At 67.6% G+C, this 20,312-nt stretch carries 17 protein-coding genes; 12 read left to right on the top strand and 5 right to left on the bottom strand.

Annotation, left to right across the window (positions count from 1 at the left end):
* Nucleotides 1-306 precede the first annotated feature (306 nt).
* The 4 genes from AC5O77_RS17330 to AC5O77_RS17315 all read left to right on the top strand — a co-directional run bounded on the left by AC5O77_RS17330 (nt 307) and on the right by AC5O77_RS17315 (nt 4,551).
* Nucleotides 307-1,956 (top strand): M28 family metallopeptidase, encoded by a 1,650-nt coding sequence (locus AC5O77_RS17330; RefSeq protein WP_125892416.1) that lies wholly within the window; start codon nt 307-309, stop codon nt 1,954-1,956.
* 212 nt (nt 1,957-2,168) lie between these two features.
* Complete coding sequence (locus tag AC5O77_RS17325) at nt 2,169-3,428, top strand: sensor histidine kinase (RefSeq protein WP_049398329.1); 1,260 nt, start codon at nt 2,169-2,171, stop codon at nt 3,426-3,428.
* A complete protein-coding gene (locus AC5O77_RS17320; protein ID WP_032128763.1) occupies nt 3,418-4,188 on the top strand; it encodes a LytR/AlgR family response regulator transcription factor in 771 nt (256 codons plus the stop codon). The genes AC5O77_RS17325 and AC5O77_RS17320 overlap by 11 nt, the downstream gene beginning before the upstream one ends.
* A gap of 18 nt (nt 4,189-4,206) precedes the next feature.
* Nucleotides 4,207-4,551, top strand: a complete 345-nt coding sequence (locus AC5O77_RS17315) for a hypothetical protein (protein ID WP_032128762.1) — start codon at nt 4,207-4,209, stop codon at nt 4,549-4,551.
* Between the two features lie 39 nt (nt 4,552-4,590).
* Here AC5O77_RS17315 and AC5O77_RS17310 read toward each other — a convergent pair whose 3' ends face one another.
* Entirely contained in the window at nt 4,591-5,205 is a 615-nt protein-coding gene (locus AC5O77_RS17310; protein WP_032128761.1) for a hypothetical protein, read from the bottom strand.
* A 309-nt stretch (nt 5,206-5,514) separates the two neighbouring features.
* Here AC5O77_RS17310 and AC5O77_RS17305 point away from each other — a divergent pair, with 309 nt between their 5' ends.
* Nucleotides 5,515-6,444, top strand: coding sequence for an oxygenase MpaB family protein (locus AC5O77_RS17305; RefSeq protein WP_494506986.1), 930 nt, complete (start codon nt 5,515-5,517; stop codon nt 6,442-6,444).
* A 194-nt stretch (nt 6,445-6,638) separates the two neighbouring features.
* On the opposite strand, the gene AC5O77_RS17300 is transcribed toward AC5O77_RS17305, so the two are convergent.
* Complete coding sequence (locus AC5O77_RS17300) at nt 6,639-7,226, bottom strand: TetR/AcrR family transcriptional regulator (RefSeq protein WP_032128759.1); 588 nt, start codon at nt 7,224-7,226, stop codon at nt 6,639-6,641.
* A 133-nt stretch (nt 7,227-7,359) separates the two neighbouring features.
* On the opposite strand from AC5O77_RS17300, the gene AC5O77_RS17295 reads away from it, so the two are divergent.
* Nucleotides 7,360-8,574 (top strand): MFS transporter, encoded by a 1,215-nt coding sequence (locus AC5O77_RS17295; protein ID WP_494506985.1) that lies wholly within the window; start codon nt 7,360-7,362, stop codon nt 8,572-8,574.
* Nucleotides 8,571-9,743, top strand: coding sequence for an MFS transporter (locus AC5O77_RS17290; RefSeq protein WP_134952064.1), 1,173 nt, complete (start codon nt 8,571-8,573; stop codon nt 9,741-9,743). Before AC5O77_RS17295 ends, AC5O77_RS17290 begins: the two co-directional genes overlap by 4 nt.
* Nucleotides 9,744-9,876: 133 nt before the next feature.
* On the opposite strand, the gene AC5O77_RS17285 is transcribed toward AC5O77_RS17290, so the two are convergent.
* Complete coding sequence (locus AC5O77_RS17285) at nt 9,877-11,988, bottom strand: M13 family metallopeptidase (RefSeq protein WP_329914202.1); 2,112 nt, start codon at nt 11,986-11,988, stop codon at nt 9,877-9,879.
* Nucleotides 11,989-12,164: 176 nt separating this feature from the next.
* On the opposite strand from AC5O77_RS17285, the gene AC5O77_RS17280 reads away from it, so the two are divergent.
* Complete coding sequence (locus tag AC5O77_RS17280) at nt 12,165-15,227, top strand: bifunctional diguanylate cyclase/phosphodiesterase (protein ID WP_494506990.1); 3,063 nt, start codon at nt 12,165-12,167, stop codon at nt 15,225-15,227.
* Nucleotides 15,228-15,322: 95 nt separating this feature from the next.
* Here the strand turns inward: AC5O77_RS17280 and AC5O77_RS17275 are convergent, their stop codons facing one another.
* Nucleotides 15,323-16,204 carry a LysR family transcriptional regulator gene (locus AC5O77_RS17275; RefSeq protein WP_049398334.1) on the bottom strand — a complete coding sequence of 294 codons (882 nt, stop codon included), beginning with the start codon at nt 16,202-16,204 and terminating at the stop codon, nt 15,323-15,325.
* Between the two features lie 96 nt (nt 16,205-16,300).
* Here AC5O77_RS17275 and AC5O77_RS17270 point away from each other — a divergent pair, with 96 nt between their 5' ends.
* The 3 genes from AC5O77_RS17270 to AC5O77_RS17260 all read left to right on the top strand — a co-directional run bounded on the left by AC5O77_RS17270 (nt 16,301) and on the right by AC5O77_RS17260 (nt 19,298).
* Nucleotides 16,301-16,711 carry a DoxX family protein gene (locus AC5O77_RS17270; protein WP_478058612.1) on the top strand — a complete coding sequence of 137 codons (411 nt, stop codon included), beginning with the start codon at nt 16,301-16,303 and terminating at the stop codon, nt 16,709-16,711.
* Between the two features lie 31 nt (nt 16,712-16,742).
* Nucleotides 16,743-17,531, top strand: a complete 789-nt coding sequence (locus tag AC5O77_RS17265; RefSeq protein WP_478058614.1) for a dioxygenase family protein — start codon at nt 16,743-16,745, stop codon at nt 17,529-17,531.
* Nucleotides 17,532-17,648: 117 nt separating this feature from the next.
* The gene (locus AC5O77_RS17260) at nt 17,649-19,298 is read left to right on the top strand and encodes a Na+/H+ antiporter (RefSeq protein ID WP_032128751.1); all 1,650 of its coding nucleotides are present in this window, start codon (nt 17,649-17,651) and stop codon (nt 19,296-19,298) included.
* A 101-nt stretch (nt 19,299-19,399) separates the two neighbouring features.
* Here AC5O77_RS17260 and AC5O77_RS17255 read toward each other — a convergent pair whose 3' ends face one another.
* Entirely contained in the window at nt 19,400-19,648 is a 249-nt protein-coding gene (locus AC5O77_RS17255) for a DUF3297 family protein (RefSeq protein ID WP_012509930.1), read from the bottom strand.
* 90 nt (nt 19,649-19,738) lie between these two features.
* Here AC5O77_RS17255 and AC5O77_RS17250 point away from each other — a divergent pair, with 90 nt between their 5' ends.
* Nucleotides 19,739-20,281, top strand: a complete 543-nt coding sequence (locus tag AC5O77_RS17250; protein WP_094000536.1) for a DUF6630 family protein — start codon at nt 19,739-19,741, stop codon at nt 20,279-20,281.
* Nucleotides 20,282-20,312 lie beyond the last annotated feature (31 nt).

Raw genomic sequence — 20,312 nt, 5'->3', positions numbered from 1 at the left:
CGGCGTGTCGACCAAGGTCGACACCTACCACAGCGGCGTGCCGACCAAGGTCGACACCTACCAACAGCAGCGGGAAACTGTCGAAGGCGGGGTGGGTCCGGTTGCGGGGGTGTAAGCGCCATGGATGGCGCGCCCAAGCCTCCAGGGACGGATTCACGGCGTCCCCCGCAACCGGACCCACCCCGCCTACCCTCAGGAACCCAGCTTTTGCTGTTGCTTCGGCCGTTGCCGTTGTTTCTGCGGGTGCAGGGCGCAGCCCTGCCGAACCCCTTACACTCCAGAAGGATTTCCCTGCTGGAGAGAGCAATGAAACGAGTAGTACTGGGCGTGCTGGCCCTGTCGGTGTCGAGCGCACTGATGGCGGCCACCCCGAAATTCGATGGCGCGCGGATCTCCGCCGACGTCAAGGAACTGGCCTCCGACGCCTACGAAGGCCGCTCCCCGGCCACCGCCGGCGAAGAGAAGACCATCGCCTTCCTCAGCAAGCAGTTCGCCGACGCCGGCCTGCAGCCGGGCGGCGACCTCAAGGACGGCAAGCGCCTGTGGACCCAGGCGGTGCCGCTGCGCAAGGGCGACATCGTCGGCGCACCGCAGCTGGCGCTGCACCAGGGCGGCAAGACCGTTGCGCTGGAACAGGGCAAGCAGATCGCCGTGCGCGCGGCCATGAACGGCGCCAGCAACGTCGACATCAGCAAGGCCCCGCTGGTGTTCCTCGGCTACGGCGTGAAGGCACCGGAGCGCAACTGGGATGACTTCAAGGGCGTGGACCTGAAGGGCAAGATCGCCGTCGTGCTGATCAACGACCCGGACTTCGAGACCGGTCAGGGTGATTTCGACGGCAAGGGCATGACCTACTACGGCCGTTGGACCTACAAGTACGAAGAAGGCGCCCGACAGGGGGCGCTGGGCGTGCTGATCGTGCACGAGACCGCACCGGCGTCGTACGGCTGGGCCACCGTAGCCGGTTCCAACACCAACACCATGTTCGATGTAGTGCGCGACAACCCGGCCGACAGCCACCCGCTGCTGGAAGGCTGGATCCAGCGCGACCTGGCCGTGGAGCTGTTCCGCTCGGCCGGGCAGGACTTCGAGGCGCTGAAGAAGAAGGCGCAGCAGCGCGACTTCACCCCGGTGCCGCTGACCGGCGCCAGCCTGGACGCGAAGTACGCGGTGAAGACCGAAGTGATCACCTCGCACAACGTGGCCGCACGCCTGGAGGGCAGCAGCCACCCGGACGAGACCATCGTCTACAGCGCGCACTGGGATCACATCGGCGTGGGCGAGCCCGACGCACGTGGCGACCGGATCTTCAATGGCGCTCTGGACAACGCCAGTGGCACCGCATCGCTGATCGAACTGGCCCGTGGCTTCGCCAAGGCCAAGCGCCCGCAGCGTTCGCTGCTGTTCCTGGCGGTCACCGCCGAGGAAAAGGGCCTGCTGGGTTCGGAGTACTACGCCACCCATCCGCTGTATCCGCTGGAAAAGACCGTGGCGGTGATCAACATGGATGGCATGGCGCCGTTCGGGCCGTCGCGTGATTTCGGCATCTACGGTGCCGCGCGCTTCGAGCTGCTGGACCAGCTGAAGGACGTGGCCAAGGGCTGGGATATCCGCTACACGCCGGACCCGAAGCCGGAAGCGGGCCTGTTCTTCCGCTCCGATCACTTCCCGTTCGCCAAGCGTGGCGTGCCGGCGCTGTCCTGGTCGGCCGGCCAGGACTGGGTGGACGGTGGCGTGGCCGCAGGCAAGAAGGCCTCCGAGGACTACACCGCCAAGCGCTACCACCAGCAGGGAGACGAGTGGCAGCCGGACTGGGTGTTCGCCGGTGCCGCCCGCGACCTGGAAGTGCTGTACACGCTGGGCAACCAGCTGGCCAACTCGCGCAGCTGGCCGAACTGGAGCAAGGACGAATCGTTCCGCGCCGTGCGTGACGCCAGCGCCGACCAGCGCAAGTAAGGGAATGCGCCGGGTTCGCCCGGCGCCTCCCGGGTAGTGCCGGCCGCTGGCCGGCAACCTTGTGATGCTTGTGGAGGTCATGGGGAGCCGGCCAGCGGCCGGCTCTACCAGAATGGCTTCCATCCCCGCTTTCCGGCCCTTCGTCGCAACCCGCTTGTTTGCCCGGCGGGCCGCCCTATGCTCGGCTCACCCCCTTCCTCCAAGGCGCCGCCGTGTTCGCCAGCCTCTCTCTCCTGCTTCGTCACCTGCTGGCCTGGGCTGCGGCGCTGTTCGTCGCCGGCATGGTCTGGAGCGGCATTTTCAGCGGCATGAACGACGGCCCTGGCTGGGTATTCGGGCTGCTGGTGATGTTCCTGATGATTTCCGCGCTGGGCAGCGCGATTACCCATGTACGCCGCGTCTGGCTGGTCGCCGGCCGGCTGGATTCGACCACGCTCTCCGGCCGCCAGCGCCGCCAGGTGGAACTGCCGATGGATGCCGGCCAGGCATTCTCGGTGGTGGAAGCGGCCATCGCTGAACTGCCGCGCGTTGAAGACGTGGAAAGTTCGGCCGGCAGCCTGCAGGTGCGGGCCTACGTGCGCCGCGTGGATGCCTGGAACGGCCGCCAGCCATCGCGCTGGAACCTGCCGGCACGGCTGGCGATCAAGCGCAACAGCGTGCTGGCGACGGTCACGCCGGGGCAGGGCACCAGTACCGTCACCCTGTTGTTTGAGCCGGATGCCGGCTGGTGGGCCGACCTGCTGGCACTGGATGAGGGCAGCAACTTCGAGAACGCCGAAGCGGTCACCCGCGCGATCAGCCGCCGTGTTGCCGACCAGCGTCGCGACGAGCAGGCCGCGGCCGAGCAGACCCAGGTGGAAAAGGAGCTGTCGGTGGCCCGGTTGAACCTGCTGCACGCGCAGGTGGAACCGCACTTCCTCTACAACACGCTGGCCAACGCGCAGGTGCTGACCCGCACCGACCCGGCACGTGCTGACCAGATGCTGGGCCACCTGATCCAGTACCTGCGCAGCTCGTTGCCACAGGTGGACGAATCGCTGTCCACGCTGGGCGTGGAGCTGGAGCGTACCCGTGCCTACCTGGAGATCCTGCGTATCCGCATGGGCGCACGGCTGGGGGTGGAGGTGCAGGTACCGAACGAACTGCACGGCGTGCAGCTGCCGGCGATGGCGCTGCAGACGCTGGTGGAGAACGCGATCAAGCATGGCCTGGAACCGAAGCCCGGCGGTGGCACGATCTGGATCCTGGCGCGTGGCTTCGATGACCATGTAACGGTGACGGTGGCCGACGATGGCCTCGGCTTCGGCCAGGGCACCAGCGGTACCGGCATCGGCCTGAAGAACCTGCGCGAGCGCCTGCGCCTGACCTGCGGCGAACAGGCCGGCGTGGCGATCGTCGCCAACTTCCCCAGCGGCGTGGCCGCGACCATGACCCTGCCGCAGTCGAGCAAGGAGCGCAGCCATGCCGCTTGAGGCGCTCATTGCCGAAGACGAGGAACTGCTGCGGCAGTCGCTGGTCGAGCAGCTGGGCCGGTTGTGGCCGGACCTGAAGCTGGTGGCCGAGTGCGAGGATGGCGCCAGTGCGCTGGAACAGCTGGCCGAGAAACAGCCGGACATCGCCTTCCTCGATATCCGCATGCCCGGCATCAGTGGCATTGAAGTGGCCCGTTCGCTGTCCGAACTGAGCCCGCGCACCCAGGTGGTGTTCGTTACCGCCTACGACCAGTACGCCATCGACGCGTTCGAGCAGGGTGCGATGGACTACCTGCTGAAGCCGGTCAGCGATGAGCGCCTGCTGGCCACGCGCGAACGCATCCTGTCGCGGCTGCCATCAACGCGCCAGGACGATGCCGTACTCGAACGCCTGCTTCAGCGCCTGGGGCCGTCGCAGAGGGCGGCAGAGCGCCCGCCCTTGGCCTGGATCACCGCCAGCAACGGCCGCGAGACGCAGCTGATCATGCTGGAAGACGTGGCCTACTTCCGTGCTGACAACAAGTACACCACCGTGATGACCGCGGCCGGTGAGAGCCTGCTGCGCACACCGTTGCGCGAGCTGCTGGAAGTGCTCGATCCGCAGCACTTCCGCCAGATCCATCGCTCGACCATCGTCAACATGAAGGCGGTGGCAGCGGTCAGCCGCGACGATACCGGGCGCGGGGTGCTGCGCCTGCGTGGGCGTACGGAGACGCTGGTGGTCAGCCAACCCTTCATGAGCCTGTTCCGCGGCATGTAGCCGCACCCCGGAGGCACCATGCGCCTGTTCCTGTTTGCCTGCGTTGCTGCGCTGTCATTGGCCGGCTGCGAGAAGTCCAGCGAAACCTCGATCACCCGTACCAATGCCAACGGCGTGGACACGCTGTACAGCAAACGCACCGTGGTCGATGGCGAGGCGCGGTTCCAGTGCATCGCCAGCAGCAGTGGCCACTGCCACTACGTGGTGCTGGACCCTGCATGCAGCAGCGGGGCCGCGTGTGCCACGCCGCCGTTGCGTCGGTTCGCGGTGGCGGTGGGAAAGACCGAGGCGATGCGTGACCTGCCCAGGGGCTTCCACCAATGCGTCAGCCAGGACCCGATAGAACAATGCCACCGTGAGTGATCACGGTGGCATTGTGGGTCCCCCCGCTTCCCTGAAGGGTCAGTAGGCAGGTTGCAGTGTCAGGTCGTGGTGGTGCTCGTTCTCACCCACATGGTTCAGGCGGCCGACCAGTTCTGAGTGCTGCTTCATGCGCCCGATCTCGGTCATGATGCGGATGTCCTCATGGCGCAGCTCGCGCTTGGCAGTGACGGCCTGCTTGTAGTCCAGCACTTCCGGGTAGTGCTCGGCCAGGTCCAGTGCCTCGGCCACGTTCTCGACGCTGTCGGCCTTGGAGCTGATGCGGGCGCGGCTGTTGAAGGCCTTCATCCAACGCTCGAAACCGGCGGTGCGGTCGAACATGTTGGCCATGAACCAGATCACGAACAGGATCGAGATCCATGAGCCGAACACCACGACCACGCGGGTGAAGGTGATGTGGTAATCGTCGCGCCACAGGTAGTTGGTGATCAGCCCGAGGATCAGCAGCGAGGCCGCCTGCCAGCCGACGATCGAGGCGATCAGCCATTGGCACTTGGCCTGGGCCAGCACAGCCACTTCATCGCGGATCTGCTGCTCGCTGAGGCTGCGCCAGTGCGCGACCTGTTTTTCGAACGGGCTGCTGTAGAGCTCGTTGTCGCGAAGCAGTAGTCCCAAACCCTTGAACAAAGCAATCATGGCTGGCTCCTTGTGGAACGTGCGTCGATCAGCGTTGGACGGTGTGGCGGGTTCAGTTCTAGCACTTCCAGCGAGCCGTGCAATGGGCGCAATGCCTAGCGGCGTAAGGGTTTTGTCTGAATGGGTGAATGTTGTTGCATCGCAACATCATGGTCGCAGCCTGCGACAGGATGTCGCAGGGTGAAACGTGCTGCGGCTGCACATGAAACCGTGGCTGAGCGCGGAGACTCGCCGTCGGCGTCGTGATCGCCCAGAATCGGGGCCGACCGCGCAACCTGCGGCCGCTCTTCCGCCTTTCCTGGACCTGTGATGCCGGCTCTGCTGCAGCGACTTTCCCGCCCCGTCACCGCGCCTATCCGGCGCTGGGTACTGGAGGCCTTCCCGCGTGGCCAGAGCGGCATCGATTACGACCACCCGCTGGGAGACCCGGGCTGGTTCGGCCCGGACAGCGTCACCTGGCGGCTGCATGCGGAATTCCCGTCGATGCTGGCCGGTGGCCTGTGCGCACTGATGCTGCAGACCCTGCACCCGCGCGCACTGGCCGGGGTCTACGACCATTCCAACTTCCGGCAGGACCTGGTGGGCCGCCTGCGCCGCACCACCGCCTTCGTTGCCGGCACCAGCTATGCGCCCCGCGGCGAGGTGGAGGCGCTGGTGGCCAAGGTACGCCGCATCCATGCGCAGATCCGCGGCCAGACCGCACAGGGCGAGACCTATGCTGCCGATGATCCGCAACTGCTGACCTGGGTGCATGTGACCGAAGCCTTCGGTTTCCTGCAAGGCTTCCGCCGCTACGGGCGCGAGGTGCCGGCGCACATCGCCGATCGCTACTACGACGAGTACCGCTGCGTGGCCGAGGCACTGGGTGCGGTGGATGTGCCGCGCAGTGAAGCGGAAGTGGCCGCGTACTTCTGCGCGCGGCAGCCGGAACTGCGCGTCGACGAACGCTCGCGCGAAGTGCTGGAGGTGTTGTCCGGCGTGCGCTTGCCGGTACCGGTGCCGGGCCTGTCGCGCGAAGTGTTCCTCGGCGCCGGTGCGGCGCTGCTGCCGGATTGGGCCGAGGGCATGCTGGAACGCAATGCGCGCCAGCGCGCACAAGCTGCAGCGTCGGCGAAGCTGATGCAGGGCATGGCGCCGCTGTTCCGCCGCGCGCTGCCCGATGGCCTGGCCAGCCGCGCCTGCACGCGCATGGGCGTGCCGGTGGCGGTGTTGCGCGGGTGGCCCGCGGTTGCCTGGTAGGTGCCAACCTTGGTTGGCACGCGTTGCGCGATAGAGCTTCATCCACGCATGGCGTGGATCTACTGAAGCCATGATTCTGGTAGGTGCCGACCTTGGTTGGCACGCATTTCGCGCGGTGCCGCAGAAGCGCCAACCAAGGTTGGCCTCTACCAGAGCGGATTCCGCAGTAGATCCACGCCATGCGTGGATGGGCGTTACCCGGCCGACTTCAACCCACGCAACAGCATCTCCAGCGCCGCCGTCGCCTGCTGCAGGCGCGCGTCGCCATCCTCGCCCTCGGCGATCCAGAACGCGGCCTCGGCCAGGCTGCCGTAGATCAGCGACGCCAGCGCCTGCGCGTCCACCGGCGCCACCACGCCCTGCGCCACCAGATGTTCGATCAGGTGCTGCATCGAGTGCACGCAGTGGCGCTGCGATTCCGGTGAGGCGCCACCCAGTACCGCGCGCGCATCGCGCAGCACGATGCGCTGGATTTCCGGCTCCAGTGCCATCTCCAGATAGGCGCGGCAACGCTGCACGAAGCCGTCCCAGGCATCATCCGCGCCATCGCTGATCGCCTGCAGACGCAGGTCGGTCTCGGCATCGAGCTGGGCGACGACAGCCGCCAGCAGACCCTTCTTGTCGCCGAAGTGGTGGTACAGCGCGCCGCGGGTCAGCCCGGCCTGGGCGGTCAGGTCGTCCATCGAGGTGGCGGCATAGCCATGCGCGCTGAACACCCGGCGGGCGGTGGCCAGCAGGGTGGCGCGGGTTTCTTCCATCTCGGCGCGGGTGCGACGAACCATCCGGAGCTCCTTACATACACAGTGCATGATTATTTACATACGGCGCGTATGAATGTAGCCTCTTATTCATACGCTCTGTATGTATTGTCGTGGCGCCCGGTGCGCCAGGCAAGTCACTGCCCTGGAGAACCTGATGGCCACCCCCTATCGCGACCTGTTCGCGGCCCCCGGCACCGCCGGCCTCGCCCTGGCCGGGCTGCTGGCACGCCTTCCTCTACCGATGACCGGTATCGGCATCATCACCCTGCTGTCCCAGCTGCGCGGCAGCTATGCACTGGCCGGTGCGGTATCGGCCACCTTCGTGCTGACCTACGCGTTGCTGTCGCCGCAGGTATCGCGCTGGGTCGACCGGCGCGGGCAGGGCAGGGTGCTGCCGTGGGCCACCGCGGCCAGTGCGGCCGGGTTGCTGTTGCTGCTTGCGTGCACGCTGCTGGCCGCGCCGGACTGGACGCTGTTCATTGCGGCGATGCTGGCCGGTTGCATGCCCAGCGTGTCGGCGATGGTGCGCGCGCGCTGGACCGCGATTCATCGCGGGCGCCCGCAGCTGCAGACCGCGTATTCGCTGGAGACCGTGTTCGACGAGGTGACCTTCATCGCCGGGCCACCGTTGTCCGTCGGGTTGTCGGTGGCGGTATGGCCGCAGGCCGGCGTGCTGGCCGCCGCCCTGCTGCTGGTGCTCGGGGTGACCGCACTGGTTCTGCAACGCGGTACCGAGCCGCCGTTGCAACCGGTTGACAGCGCCACACCACGCCGCTCCCTGCTGCGGCAAGCGGAGATCCGCCTGCTGGCGTTGCTGATGCTGGCGATGGGTGTGATTGTCGGTACCGTCGACATCACCAGCGTGGCCTTCGCCGAACAGCGCGGGCAGCCACTGGCTGCCAGTTGGGTGCTGTCGGCCTATGCGCTGGGCAGCTGCGCGGCGGGCCTGCTGTTTGGTGCGCTGAAGCTGCAGATCCCGTTGCCGCGCCTGTTGCTGACCGGAGCAGCGGCCACTGCATTGGCCACGCTACCGCTGCTGTGGGTCGGCAGCCTGCCTGCCCTGGCCGTTGCCGTGTTGCTGGCCGGGGTGTTTTTCGCGCCGACGATGATCGTGGCGATGTCGCTGGTCGAACAGTACGTGCCCGAATCGCGCCTGACCGAAGGCATGACCTGGTTGCTGGCCGGATTGAACATCGGCGTGGCGCTGGGCGCGGCGCTGTCTGGGCGGAGTGTCGATGCGGGGGGCGTGCGCAGCGGCTTTGTTGTTGCGCTGGTGGCAGGCGGTGGCGTGCTGCTGTTCGCCGTGCTCGCGCACCGTGCACTGCGCCCGTCTGCCTCGACCACATCCCCTGAAGGAATCGTCCCGTGAGCGCTTCATCGCCTGCGCACGCCGCGCCTGTGCCTCGTCATCCGTGGTGGGCGGTTTCCGCCGTCGGCCTCGCCACGTTCTCGGTGGTCACCACCGAAATGCTGCCGGTCGGCCTGCTGACCCCGATCGCCGAAGATCTCGGCGCGTCCACCGGCACCGCCGGCCTGATGATCTCGCTGCCGGCCCTGCTGGCGGCAGTGTTCGCACCGCTGGTGGTGATCGCAGCCGGTGGCATCGATCGCCGTCGCATCCTGTGCGCGCTGCTTGCGCTTCTGCTGGTCGCCAACCTCGCGTCGGCGCTGGCACCGGGCATCGGCTGGCTGTTGGCCGCACGGGTGCTGGTGGGGTTCTGCATGGGCGGCATCTGGGCCATCGCCGGCGGTCTGGCCGCGCGCCTGGTGCCGGCTGACCGCATCGGCCTGGCTACCTCGATCATCTTCGGCGGCGTGGCCGCAGCGTCGGTGCTGGGTGTTCCGTTGGGCGCGCTGATCGGGGATGCATTGGGTTGGCGCAGCGCCTTTGCAGCGATGGCGTTGTTCAGTGCGGCGGTGATGCTGCTGCATCTGCGGGTGGTTCCTGCGTTACCTGTAAGTACATCGGTGCGGCTGCGGCAGTTCGTGCAGCAGCTTGGCCAGCGTGACCTGCGGCATGGCCTGTGGCTGACCGTGCTGCTGGTGTCCGGGCACTTCATCGCCTTCACCTACGTGCGGCCGCTGCTGACGTCCGTCTCGGGCGTGGAGGCGTCGTGGATCGGGGCACTGCTGTTTGCCTACGGCCTGGCCGGCATCGCCGGCAACTTCATCGCCGGGCCGCTGGCAGCACGCCATCCGCGCGGTACGTTGCTGGCGATCGCATCGGGCCTGCTGCTGACGCCGCTGCTGTTGCTGTGGCTGGGGGGCACGCCGAGCGGTGGCATTGCGGTGCTGCTGCTATGGGGCCTGGCCTATGGCGGCGTATCGGTGGGCCTGATGAGCTGGATGATGAAAGCGGTGCCGCAGGCCGTGGAGATCGCCACCGCCCTGTATGTGGGCGTGTTCAATATCGGCATCGCGCTCGGCGCGTGGGGCGGGGGACGGCTGCTGGATGGTGTCGGGCCATACGCCACGCTTTGGGCTGCTGCGGTGTTGGCTGCGAGCGCTCTGCTGATGGTTGCCACCACCCGCAGGTAGATCCACGCCATGCGTGGATTCCCACGCCCGTGCCAACCAAGGTTGGCACCCACCAGAGCGGGGCATGTGCCGACCAGGGTTGGCAGCTACCGGGAAATGAAACGGGCGCCTTTCGGCGCCCGTTCCGGTTACATCACCACACCTTGACCCGCTTGTCCGGGGCCAGGTACAGCTTCTGGCCTTCCTTCACTTCGAACGCCGGGTACCAGGCGTCGATATTGCGCACGGTGAGTGCGCGGAACTGGCCCGGTGCATGCACATCGGTCAGCAGCGAGTTGCGCAGCGCCTGCTCGCGGCTCTTGCTGCGCCACGCCTGGGCGAAGCCGAGGAAGAAGCGCTGGTCGGGGGTGAAGCCTTCCAGGGTCTGCCCCGGCTTGCCCTGCAGCGACAGCTGGTAGGCATCGTAGGCGGTACCCAGGCCAGCCACGTCGGCGATGTTCTCGCCCAGGGTCAGCTTGCCGTTCACATGCACGCCCGGGAACGGCTCGTAGCTGCTGAACTGTGCGGCCAGCGCATCACCAGCGGCGTTGAACTGCTTCAGGTCTTCAGCGGTCCACCAGTTGTGCAGCTTGCCGGTCTCGTCGAAGAGCGCACCGGCGTTGTCGAAGCCGTGGCTGATTTCGTGGCCGATCACTGCGCCGATGGCGCCGTAGTTCACCGCGTCGTCGGCAGCACCGTCGAAGAACGGCGGCTGCAGGATCGCGGCCGGGAACACCAGGCGGTTCTCCAGCGGCACGTTCATCGCGTTGATGGTCTGCGGCAGCATCGCCCACTCGCTGTGGTCGACCGCCTTGCCCAGCTTGGCGATGTTGCGCTGGTACTCGAACAGTTCGGCGCGCTGCGCATTGCCCAGCGCGTCATCACGGCGGATCTCCAGGCCGGTGTAATCACGCCACTTTTCCGGGTAACCCATGCCCACGGTCAGGCCGGCCACCTTGGCCTTGGCGCTGGCCTTGGTCTGCGGCGACATCCACGCGAGCGCGTCGATGCGCTTGGCGAAGGCGGCGATGATGTTCTTCGCCATCTCGTCCGCGCGTTCCTTGGTCTTGGCGTCGAAGTGCTTCTCGACGTAACGCTTGCCGATCGCTTCGCCGATGGCATGGTTGGCGTCGTCCACTGCACGCTTCCAGCGGTCGCTCTGCTGCGGCGTGCCGCTCAGCGTGGTGCCGTGGAAGGCGAAGCGGGCATCGGCGAATTTCTTCGGCAGGTAGGCAGCGGCGCGGTCCAGCGCGTGGAAGGCCAGGTAATCCTTCCAGACATCCAGCGGCTCGGTGGCGACCAGCTTGGACAGGCCGGCCACGGCCTTGGGTTGCCAGACGATGAAGTCCTGCTGCTTGCCCAGCGCAGCCGCGTCGAGGAAGGCGTTCCAGTCCATGCCCGGCGCCTTGGCATTGAAGTCGGCCTGGGTCCAGGGATTGGCACCCTTGGTCACATCATTGGTTTCTTCCTGGGTGGCGTGCGCCTGCGCGATCTTCGTCTCCAGCGCGAGGATGCGCTGCGCCTTGCCCGCCGGATCGGCGACACCGGCCAGCTGCAGCATCTGTGCGATGTAGGCCTGGTACTGCTTGCGCAGCTCGGCCATGCGGCCGCCGCCCAGGTAGAAGTCACGGTCGGGCATGCCCAGGCCGCCCTGCACCAGGTAGGGCGCGTTGCGGTCCGGCTGCAGCAGGTCCACCGACACCCACAGGCCGAACAGGCGGTCGGTGTAGAAGTTGGTCGCATTGAGCAGGTCGACGTCGGCGCGCATCTCGCCGCCCAGGGCTCGGGCCAACCCGGCCTTGTCGGCGATCGCATCGATGGCCTTCAGCTGCGGCTGCACCGGCGCGATGCCGTGCTGCTCGATGCCGGCTTCGTCCATGTAGGCGGCGTAGTAGTCGCCGATCAGCTTGTCGTCACCGCTGGCCTGGGTGTTGCCGGCGGCGCCTTCGAGAATGGCGCGGGTGTCGGCCAGGGTCTTCTCGGCGATGACGTTGAAGCTGCCGAAGCGCGAGCGGTCGGCCGGGATCTCGGTGTTCTTCACCCAGGTGCCGTTGGCGAAGCCGAAGAAATCATCGCCGGCGTTGATGCTGCGGTCCATGCCGCTGGCATCGAAGCCGAAGCTGCCCAGCATCGGCTTGGCGGCCGCAGGTGCGGCATCGGCAGGCGCGGCGGTGCCGGCAGCCGGATCGGCCGGGCGGTCGCAGGCGGCCAGGGACAGGCTGGCAACGATGGCCAGTGCCAGGGTGGGACGGCGCAGCTTGGACATGGACTTCTCTTGCAGCGGAAAACCCCAAGTCTAATCCGCTCCGCCCCGGCTGGCCCTCCCGTAGTGCCGCCCGCCCTGTGCGGGATCTGGCTGAACGCGCAGAAGCGATCTTCACGCCGTCACCGGTGTGGTGCATGCTGGCCTCAGGAGCCCTGCGCGGACACGGGGAGGTGGCCATGCGGGGGCGGGTCAGGCGTCAAGAATGGCGTCCGCCGGCCGTTGAGGTCGGGGATGTGGAGGATTCGTTCGCGCATGAAGCCAGCCGACTGCACAAGGAAGACCAACCGATGCCCGCGCTGAAACGGGCGTTGGCCCGGCCGCTGCGCGCCATTACCTGGGGCGGGGTGTTGCTGGGCATTCTGCTGGTGGCCGGGTTGACCACCATGCTGGCCAACGACCATCACCGCCGGCTGGAGGCCGCACAGCGCCAGAGCCGTGCCCTGGCGGTGGGCAGCGAGCGCCTGCTGGCGCTGGAGCTGCGCAACCTGGAGCGGGCGATGTCCGGCATCGCCGCCGATGCCGTTGAAGCGTTCCGCAGCGTGCCCGCGCAGGCGCCGGCGCTGCTTGATGCCTCCATCGGCGGCGTGCTGCGCCGGCATGCCGAGCTGCACAGCATCGTGGTGCTGGACAGCTATGGCCGCGCCCTGACGGCCGGCAAAGGTGACCTGAACCTGCCGCTGTGGACCGATCCGCAGCGCCGCGGCCTGGGCAGTTCGCTGTACATCGGTCCGCCGCTGCGCGCCAGCGACGGTGGCTGGGTGGTGCCGCTGGCGCTGCCGATGGCCGGTGACCGCTGGTTGCTGGCGCGGCTGCGCTGCGGCGAACTGCAGCGCATCATCGGCGGCCTCGATGTTGGCTCGAACGGGCTGGTGTCGATCAGCGATGCGGAAGGCTACATGCTGGCCCGCGTACCGGACCCGCACGGCACGGTCGGCCGTCGCTACGACCTCCCGCATCGCGACCTGCTTGGCAAGCAGGCGGTGGTCGAGCTGGGCAGCCTGCCCGGTGCCGTCGACGGCGTGCCACGCATCATCACCATCAGCACGCTGGAACGCAGCCCGCTGGCGGTGCAGGTCGGCTTGGCTGACGAGGACGTGCTGGCGCCGTGGTGGCCGTACCTGCAGGCGTCGGTGGCGATCGTAGTGGCCTACATCGCGGTGTTGCTGGTGCTGCTGTACGCCGTGCGCCGCAGCACCCGCAGCCAGCAGGCGATGGCCGAGGAGCTGAAAACAGGCCACGCCGAGCTGCGCCTTGCGCACCAGGTCGGTCGTGTCTGCACCTGGTACGTGGATGAGGACGCCGCACTGCTGCGCTGGTCGCCGCTGGCGCGTGAGATCTTCGGCGTGCAGACCGATGCGCTGCCGGTGGCCGATTTCTTCGCGCGCGTGCATCGTGATGATGCAGCGCGCCTGCAGCAGGCCTTCGACCAGGCCTTCGCCGGTGGCGCGGTGCTCGACCAGGTGTTCCGCCTGGTACTGCCCGGAGGCGCAGTGCGCTGGGTGGGCGCACGCGGGCAGCGGGTGGAGGTGGCCGACAGCGAGCGCCGCATGATCGGTGCCCTGACCGACCTGAGCGAACGCTACCAGGCCCGCGAGCAGATGAGCGAAGTGGAACGCCGCTTCCGCCTGTTGTTCGACCGCAATCCAGCACCGTTCTGGGTGTTCGATCCGGATACGCTGCGCTTCATCGAGGTCAACGATGCCGCCGTGCGCCAGTACGGCTACAGCCGCGAGGAATTCCTGGCGATGAGCATCCTCGACATCCGCCCGCGCGAAGGCTGGGACGAGGTGAAGGGTGCGATCGCCAAGGCCCGTGTCGGCGAGCTGCAGGATGCCACCGTGCGCCTGCACCGGCGCAAGGACGGCAGTGTGTTCGAAGTGCGCGCACACCTGTCCAGGCTCGATTTCGATGGCCAGCCCGCCTGCCTGGTGCTGGCCGAGGATGTGAGCGAACGACTGGCCTACGAGCGCGACCTGGCCTACCAGGCGCGGCACAACCCGGCCACCGGCCTGCTCAACGTGCGTGCGTTGACCGAGCAGCTGGACGAGCAGCAGGAGGGCTACACCATCGCCTTCGTGCAGTTGCGAGGACTGCAGCTGGTGGCCGACACGCTGGGCCGCGAGATCGGCGATGCGGTGCTGCAGTCGATGGCGACCCGGCTCGGTGGCCTGGGCGCGCGCTGCGGCACGCTGGCATTCCAGCCGGCGGAGGACTTCGTGTTCGCCATCGGTGCCGAGCACGATACCCAGCGCGTGCTGGACGACCTGCTGCAGATTGTGTCGGCGCCGATGCGCGGCAAGGATTCGCTGCACCAGTTCGAGCCGCGCATCGGCGTGGCCGTGCACATTGCCGGCGACGGCCACAGCGCCGAGCAGGTGATCGGCATGGCCGCACAGGCCGCGCATGCCGCGCGCGCCGAAGGCAATGTGGTGGTCTGGTTCGACGCGGCGGTGACCACGCGGCTGGCCGACCGCCTGCGCCTGGCCGGACGCATCCACGCCGCCATCGACAACGAGTTCCAGCTGTATTTCCAGCCGATCCGGCACGCCAGCGATGGCAGCCCGGCCGCGCTGGAGGCTCTGCTGCGCTGGCCGCAGGCCGATGGCAGCTTCATCCCGCCGAACGAGTTCATCCAGCTGTGCGAGGACACCGGGCTGATCCTGGCGTTGGGCCGCTGGGTGATCCGTGCGGCGGCGAAGGCGCAGCGCCGGCTGGTCGAGGCAGGTTGGGGCGAGCTGCCGATCGCGGTCAATGTATCGGCGGTGCAGTTCTTCAACAGCGACCTGGTGGCCGAGTTCACCCGCGCGCAGCAGGAGTTCGGCCTGGCCCGCGGCGCGCTGCACGTGGAGCTGACCGAGAGCAGCCTGATGCGCAAGCCGGCGCAGGCGATGCAGACCATGCAACGCCTGCACGAGCAGGGCATCAGCGTGTCGCTGGATGACTTCGGTACCGGCTATTCCAGCATGTCCTACCTGCAGCACCTGCCATTGGACATCCTGAAGATCGACCGCAGCTTCGTCGCCGACGTGGAAACCAATCCGCGCAATGCCTCGATATGCCGCGCGCTGCTGTCGCTGGGCCACAGCATGGGCCTGACCATCATCGCCGAGGGCGTGGAAACGCCGGGGCAGCTGGACTGGCTGGCTGCGCACGGCTGCGACCAGGTGCAGGGTTACCTGCTTGGGCGGCCGGCGCCGCTGGAACGGATCATCGAGGCGCTGGATGAGGTTGCCGCCTAAGTGGTAGTGCCGGCCGCTGGCCGGCATTCGCCCAGGACCGGGATGTGTCTGATTGCCGGCCAGCGGCCGGCACTACCGGCAAGCGCCAGATTCGGCTACACCCCGGCCTCCACCAGATGGTCGATGAAACTGCGCACCTTCGGTGCCAGATGGCTGCGGCTGGTATAGACCGCGAAGATGCCGATCGGCGAGGCCTCCCATTCGGGCAGGATGCGCACCAGGCGGCCATCGGCCAGCGCGTCTTCCAGCAGGAAATCGGGCTGCAGGATCACGCCCATGCCGGCGATTGCTGCTTCGCGCAGCACGTCGCCGTTGTTGGCGTGCAGCAGGCTGCTCACCGCCACCTTCACTTCGCCGCCCGGCCCCTGCAGCGGCCAATGGTCGCCGGCGGCCCAGTAGCTGTAGCTCAGGCAGGCGTGTGCCTGCAGCTCCTGCGGCGTCTGTGGCGTACCGCGTGCGGCCAGGTAGGCCGGCGCGGCGCACAGGCTCACCCGTGATTCGCCCAGACGGCGCGCGATCAACGTCGGTCCCGGCTCGCGGGTGATGCGGATGGCCACGTCGTAGCCTTCCTCGACCATGTCCACCAGGCGGTCGGACAGGGCCAGGTCCAGTTCCACCTGCGGGTAGCGTTCGCGGTAGCTGGCCAGCAGCGGGCCGAGGCGGGCGATGCCCCAGCTGACCGGTGCGTTGATGCGCAGCGTGCCGGAGGGCTCCAGCGCCTGCGCGCCGATGCTGGCCTCCAGTGCATCGAACTCGGCCAGCAGGCGCACGCACTGGGCGTAGTAGGCCGCGCCGGCACTGGTCGGGCTGACCCGGCGCGTGGTGCGGTGGAGCAGGCGCGTGGACAGGCGCTTTTCCAGCGCGGCGACCTGGCGGGTGACGCCGGCAGTGGACATATCCAGGGCCTGGGCGGCGGCACTGAAGCCGTTGCGCTCGACCACCGCCACGAACACGCGCATCGCCTCGAGGGTGTCCATTGTTGCGCCTTTTGAAACAAATACGGTCAATCCATCGTATTTATTGGTCCACGAAGGCGCAATAACCTGTGCCCACTCCCTTCAAGGTGTTTCCCCATGCACACCACGACCGCTCCTGTTTCGCCGCTGGCCCCGTACGGCGCCACCCTGCTGCGCCTGGCCCTGGGCGTGCTGTTCCTGGTCCATGCGCTGACCAAGCTGCTGGTGTTCACCGCGGCCGGCACGGCGGCGTTCTTCGAGTCGCTGGGCCTGCCCGGCGTGCTCGGCTACCTCACCATCGGCGTCGAGCTGGTGATCACCGTCGCGCTCCTGCTGGGCGTCTACGCACGCTGGGTGGGCCTGGTTGGTGTGCCGCTGCTGCTGGGCACCATCGTCACCGTGCACGGCGCCAACGGCTTCGGTTTTGCCAATGCCGGCGGCGGCTGGGAATACCCGGCGTTCTGGGCACTGGCGCTGGTAGTGCTGTTCCTGGTCGGCGATGGCAAGTGGACCCTGCGTTCGCGCTGATCGCCGCCTGACCCTGCAACTGGAGAATTCCATGTCCCGCCTGCCTTCGCTGTACATCTCGCATGGTTCGCCGATGACCGCCCTGCATCCGGGCCAGGTTGGCGTGCGCCTGGCCGAGCTGGCGCGCGATCTGCCGACGCCACGCGCCATCGTGATGGCCTCGGCGCACTGGCTGGGCCGGCAGCCGCTGGTCGGCGCGCATCCGCAGCCGCCGACCATCCACGACTTCGGCGGCTTCCCGCGCGCGCTGTTTGAACTGCAGTACCCGGCGCCGGGCGATCCGGCGCTGGCCGAAGAGGTGGCCGGCCGCATCGCGGCCGCTGGCCTGCCGGTGGCACTCGACCCGCAACGTGGCCTCGACCACGGTGCCTGGGTGCCGCTGCGGCTGCTGCGCCCGCAGGCCGACATCCCGGTGGTGCCGGTGTCGATCCAGCCGCTGCTCGGCCCCGAGCACCAGTTCGCGCTCGGCCGCGCGCTGGCGCCGCTGCGCGAGCAGGGCGTGCTGCTGGTCGGCTCGGGCAGCATCACCCACAACCTGCACGACTGGGGGGACTACCAGGACGGTAAGGAAGCGCCGTACGTGCGGCCCTTCATCGAGTGGGTGGAGCAGCGTCTGGCCGCCAATGACCGCCAGGCTCTGTTGGATTACCGCAGGCAGGCGCCATTCGCCGAACGTGCGCACCCGACCGACGAGCACCTGCTGCCGTTGTTTTTCGCGATGGGCGCGGCCGGAGAGGGCGGCTTCGGTGCACGCCGCATCGACGCTGGTATCGATGCCGGCTTCCTCGCCATGGATCTGTACCGCTTCGACGGGGCATGAGCCGGGGCTGACGCGCGGCGGCCCCGGCCGTCGCGGTCATGGCCGCATGTGGTAGTTTTTTCCGGGTTTCCGGCGCTGGCTTGCGAGCCTCCCCGCGCGCCGCTTCCTGGAAGAAGCATGCATACCATTGAAGTCGTCCTGGCGATGCTGGTGGCCGTTGTCGCCAGCGGCTACCTGGTTCGTGTCCTGCCGTTCTCGTTGCCGCTGCCGCTGGTGCAGATCGGCCTGGGTGCGGTCATCGCCGGGGTGTTCAACCGCGGCCACGCGCTGGAGCCGGAGGTGTTCTTCCTGCTGTTCCTGCCGCCGCTGCTGTTCCTCGACGGCTGGCGCATCCCCAAGCAGGGCCTGTTCCGCGACAAGGGCGCGATCCTCGAGCTGGCGTTCGGCCTGGTGGTGTTCACCGTCATCGGCGCCGGCTTCCTCATCCACTGGCTGATTCCAGTGATGCCGCTGGCGGTGTGCTTCGCGCTGGCGGCCATCGTGTCGCCGACCGACCCGGTGGCGGTCGGGGCCATCGCCTCCAAGGCACCGATTCCCAAGCGCCTGATGCACATCCTTGAGGGCGAGTCGCTGCTCAACGATGCCTCGGGCCTGGTCTGCTTCCGCTTCGCGGTGGCAGCGGTGATGACCGGCACCTTCTCGCTGGCCACCGCCTCGCTGACCTTCGTGTGGGTGGCGGTGGCCGGCCTCGCCGTGGGCGTGGCGGTGACGCTGGGGGTGTCGACCTTCCAGCGCTGGCTGTGGCGCCGCTTCGGCGAAGAGCCGGGCGCGGCGATGCTGGTCAACCTGCTGATTCCGTTCGCAGCCTATTTGCTGGCCGAAGAGATCCATGCCTCGGGCATCCTCGCCGCGGTCGCTGCCGGTATCGCGATGAGCTATGTCGAGCTGACCGGCCGTGTCTCCGGCAGCATGCGCGTGCAGCGTGCCGGAGTCTGGAACATGCTGCAGTTCAGCTTCAACGGCATCATGTTCGTGCTGCTGGGCGAGCAGCTGCCGGGCATCGTCGAACGCGCCACCACCACCATGAACGAGACCGGCCACCAGAGTGCGTGGTGGCTGCTGGTATACGTGGTGGTGATCAATCTGGCACTGGTCGTGCTGCGCCTGCTGTGGGTGTGGCTGTCGCTGCGCTGGAACCTGCTGCGCGCGCGTCGTCGCGGCCTGGAGCGGGGCGAGGCACCGAACTGGCGCATCGTGGTGGCGACCTCGGTGGCCGGCGTGCGCGGTGCGATTACCCTGGCCGGTGTGTTGACCCTGCCGCTGTTCCTGCCAGACGGCAGTGCATTCCCGGCGCGTGACCTGGTGATCTTCCTGGCCGCGTCGGTGATCCTGTTCTCGCTGCTGGGCGCCAGCATCGCGCTGCCGCGGTTGTTGAAGGGCCTGCAGCTGCCGTCCGATTCGGGTGAGCGCAAGGAAGAGGACCTGGCGCGCCGGCTGTCGTCGAAGGCCGCGCTGGCGGGTGTGGAGCGCATGCGCCAGCAGATGGTGATGAACCAGAACACCGAGAACGTGCAGCTTTACAACGACGCCGCCTCGCGGGTGAGCCTGCTGTACCAGCGGCACCTGGAGAAGGACAGCGACGGGCCCGACGTGGACCCGGAGAAGGTGCGGCGCATGGAACTGGGTTACCGCCAGCTGCGCAGCGCCGGCCTGAATGCCGAGCGCGAGGAGCTGTTCCGGCTGACCCGGCGCGGGGTGATCTCCGACGAGATCTCACGGCGCCTGATCCGCAACCTGGACCTGCTGGAATCGCGCAAGCGCGAATGACGCCGAATGTAGAGTCGAGCCATGCTCGACTGCTCTTGCCCCAGGCGTCATGAACCCGGAACGGAAAGCAGTCGAGCATGGCTCGACTCTACACAAGCCGGTTATTCCGGCTTCGTTTCCAGGAAATACGCCTCAACCTTGCCCTTGACCTTGATGGTCATCGGGTTGCCGCGGCGGTCGCGGGCCTTGCCGGCCTGCACGCGGATCCAGCCTTCGCTGACCGAGTATTCCTCGACGTTGTCGCGCTCGACGTCGTTGAAACGCACGCCAACGCCGCGCTCCAGCGCCTGCGCATCATGGAAGGGGCTGGCCGGGTTGATCGCCAGGTGGTCGGGAGGGGTATCGCTCATCGCTTCATTCACAGTGACGGCCACCAAGGCCGGCTTCAGCGGCACAGGATAAACCGTAGAATGCCGGCCTGCCCCAGAGGAAGTTCCGCCATGCCCGACAACAGCGACTATTTCGACTTCGAGGAAGACATCCACGACTTCGACGAGGAGGGCTTCGAGGCGCGGGTCTGGAACCTGCTGGTGCTGATCAACCCGGGCGACGAAGAGCTGGCCCTGCAGCAGTTCAACCGCTGGCGCGAGCACCTGGCCGAGGACGGGCAGCCGCTGGAAGCGGACAGCGACTGGCTGCCGGCGCTGTTCACGGCCATCGCCTGGCAGTCCGGTTTCGAGGTGGAACGAGATGACCTGGAATCGCTGCAGTCGGCGGTGAACGAGCTGTCGGCGCGCTTCAACCTGCAGCTGGACTGGGGCGGCGACCTGGACGACGAGGACTTCGCCGAAGACCTGGACGGCGTGCAGCTGATGTCCACCGCCTTCGACCGCCTGCGCGAGCACAATTACACGCTGTGGAGCGTGGATGCCGGCAGCGACGGCTTCACCGGCGTGATGGCGCTGACCCGCGACGACGACGCGATGCTGGCGCTGTGCTCGCTGCTGAACGTGGAAATCCGGCTGGGCAGCGACCCGTTCTGAGATTGATTGGTAGCGCCGGGCCATGCCCGGC

The sequence above is a fragment of the Stenotrophomonas sp. INTA L402-1 genome (assembly GCF_059295135.1).
Note: the sequence above shows the minus strand (reverse complement) of the source record. Positions and strands in the feature narration are given on the sequence as shown.

Bases quoted from the DNA above. Each gene is read 5' to 3' on its own strand.
- AC5O77_RS17330 (WP_125892416.1), top strand. From the start codon at position 307: ATGAAACGAGTAGTACTGGGCGTGCTGGCCCTGTCGGTGTCGAGCGCA.
- AC5O77_RS17320 (WP_032128763.1), top strand. From the start codon at position 3,418: ATGCCGCTTGAGGCGCTCATTGCCGAAGACGAGGAACTGCTGCGGCAG.
- AC5O77_RS17315 (WP_032128762.1), top strand. From the start codon at position 4,207: ATGCGCCTGTTCCTGTTTGCCTGCGTTGCTGCGCTGTCATTGGCCGGC.
- AC5O77_RS17310 (WP_032128761.1), bottom strand. From the start codon at position 5,205: ATGATTGCTTTGTTCAAGGGTTTGGGACTACTGCTTCGCGACAACGAG.
- AC5O77_RS17305 (WP_494506986.1), top strand. From the start codon at position 5,515: ATGCCGGCTCTGCTGCAGCGACTTTCCCGCCCCGTCACCGCGCCTATC.
- AC5O77_RS17300 (WP_032128759.1), bottom strand. From the start codon at position 7,226: ATGGTTCGTCGCACCCGCGCCGAGATGGAAGAAACCCGCGCCACCCTG.
- AC5O77_RS17295 (WP_494506985.1), top strand. From the start codon at position 7,360: ATGGCCACCCCCTATCGCGACCTGTTCGCGGCCCCCGGCACCGCCGGC.
- AC5O77_RS17285 (WP_329914202.1), bottom strand. From the start codon at position 11,988: ATGTCCAAGCTGCGCCGTCCCACCCTGGCACTGGCCATCGTTGCCAGC.
- AC5O77_RS17280 (WP_494506990.1), top strand. From the start codon at position 12,165: ATGCGGGGGCGGGTCAGGCGTCAAGAATGGCGTCCGCCGGCCGTTGAG.
- AC5O77_RS17275 (WP_049398334.1), bottom strand. From the start codon at position 16,204: ATGGACACCCTCGAGGCGATGCGCGTGTTCGTGGCGGTGGTCGAGCGC.
- AC5O77_RS17270 (WP_478058612.1), top strand. From the start codon at position 16,301: ATGCACACCACGACCGCTCCTGTTTCGCCGCTGGCCCCGTACGGCGCC.
- AC5O77_RS17265 (WP_478058614.1), top strand. From the start codon at position 16,743: ATGTCCCGCCTGCCTTCGCTGTACATCTCGCATGGTTCGCCGATGACC.
- AC5O77_RS17260 (WP_032128751.1), top strand. From the start codon at position 17,649: ATGCATACCATTGAAGTCGTCCTGGCGATGCTGGTGGCCGTTGTCGCC.
- AC5O77_RS17255 (WP_012509930.1), bottom strand. From the start codon at position 19,648: ATGAGCGATACCCCTCCCGACCACCTGGCGATCAACCCGGCCAGCCCC.
- AC5O77_RS17250 (WP_094000536.1), top strand. From the start codon at position 19,739: ATGCCCGACAACAGCGACTATTTCGACTTCGAGGAAGACATCCACGAC.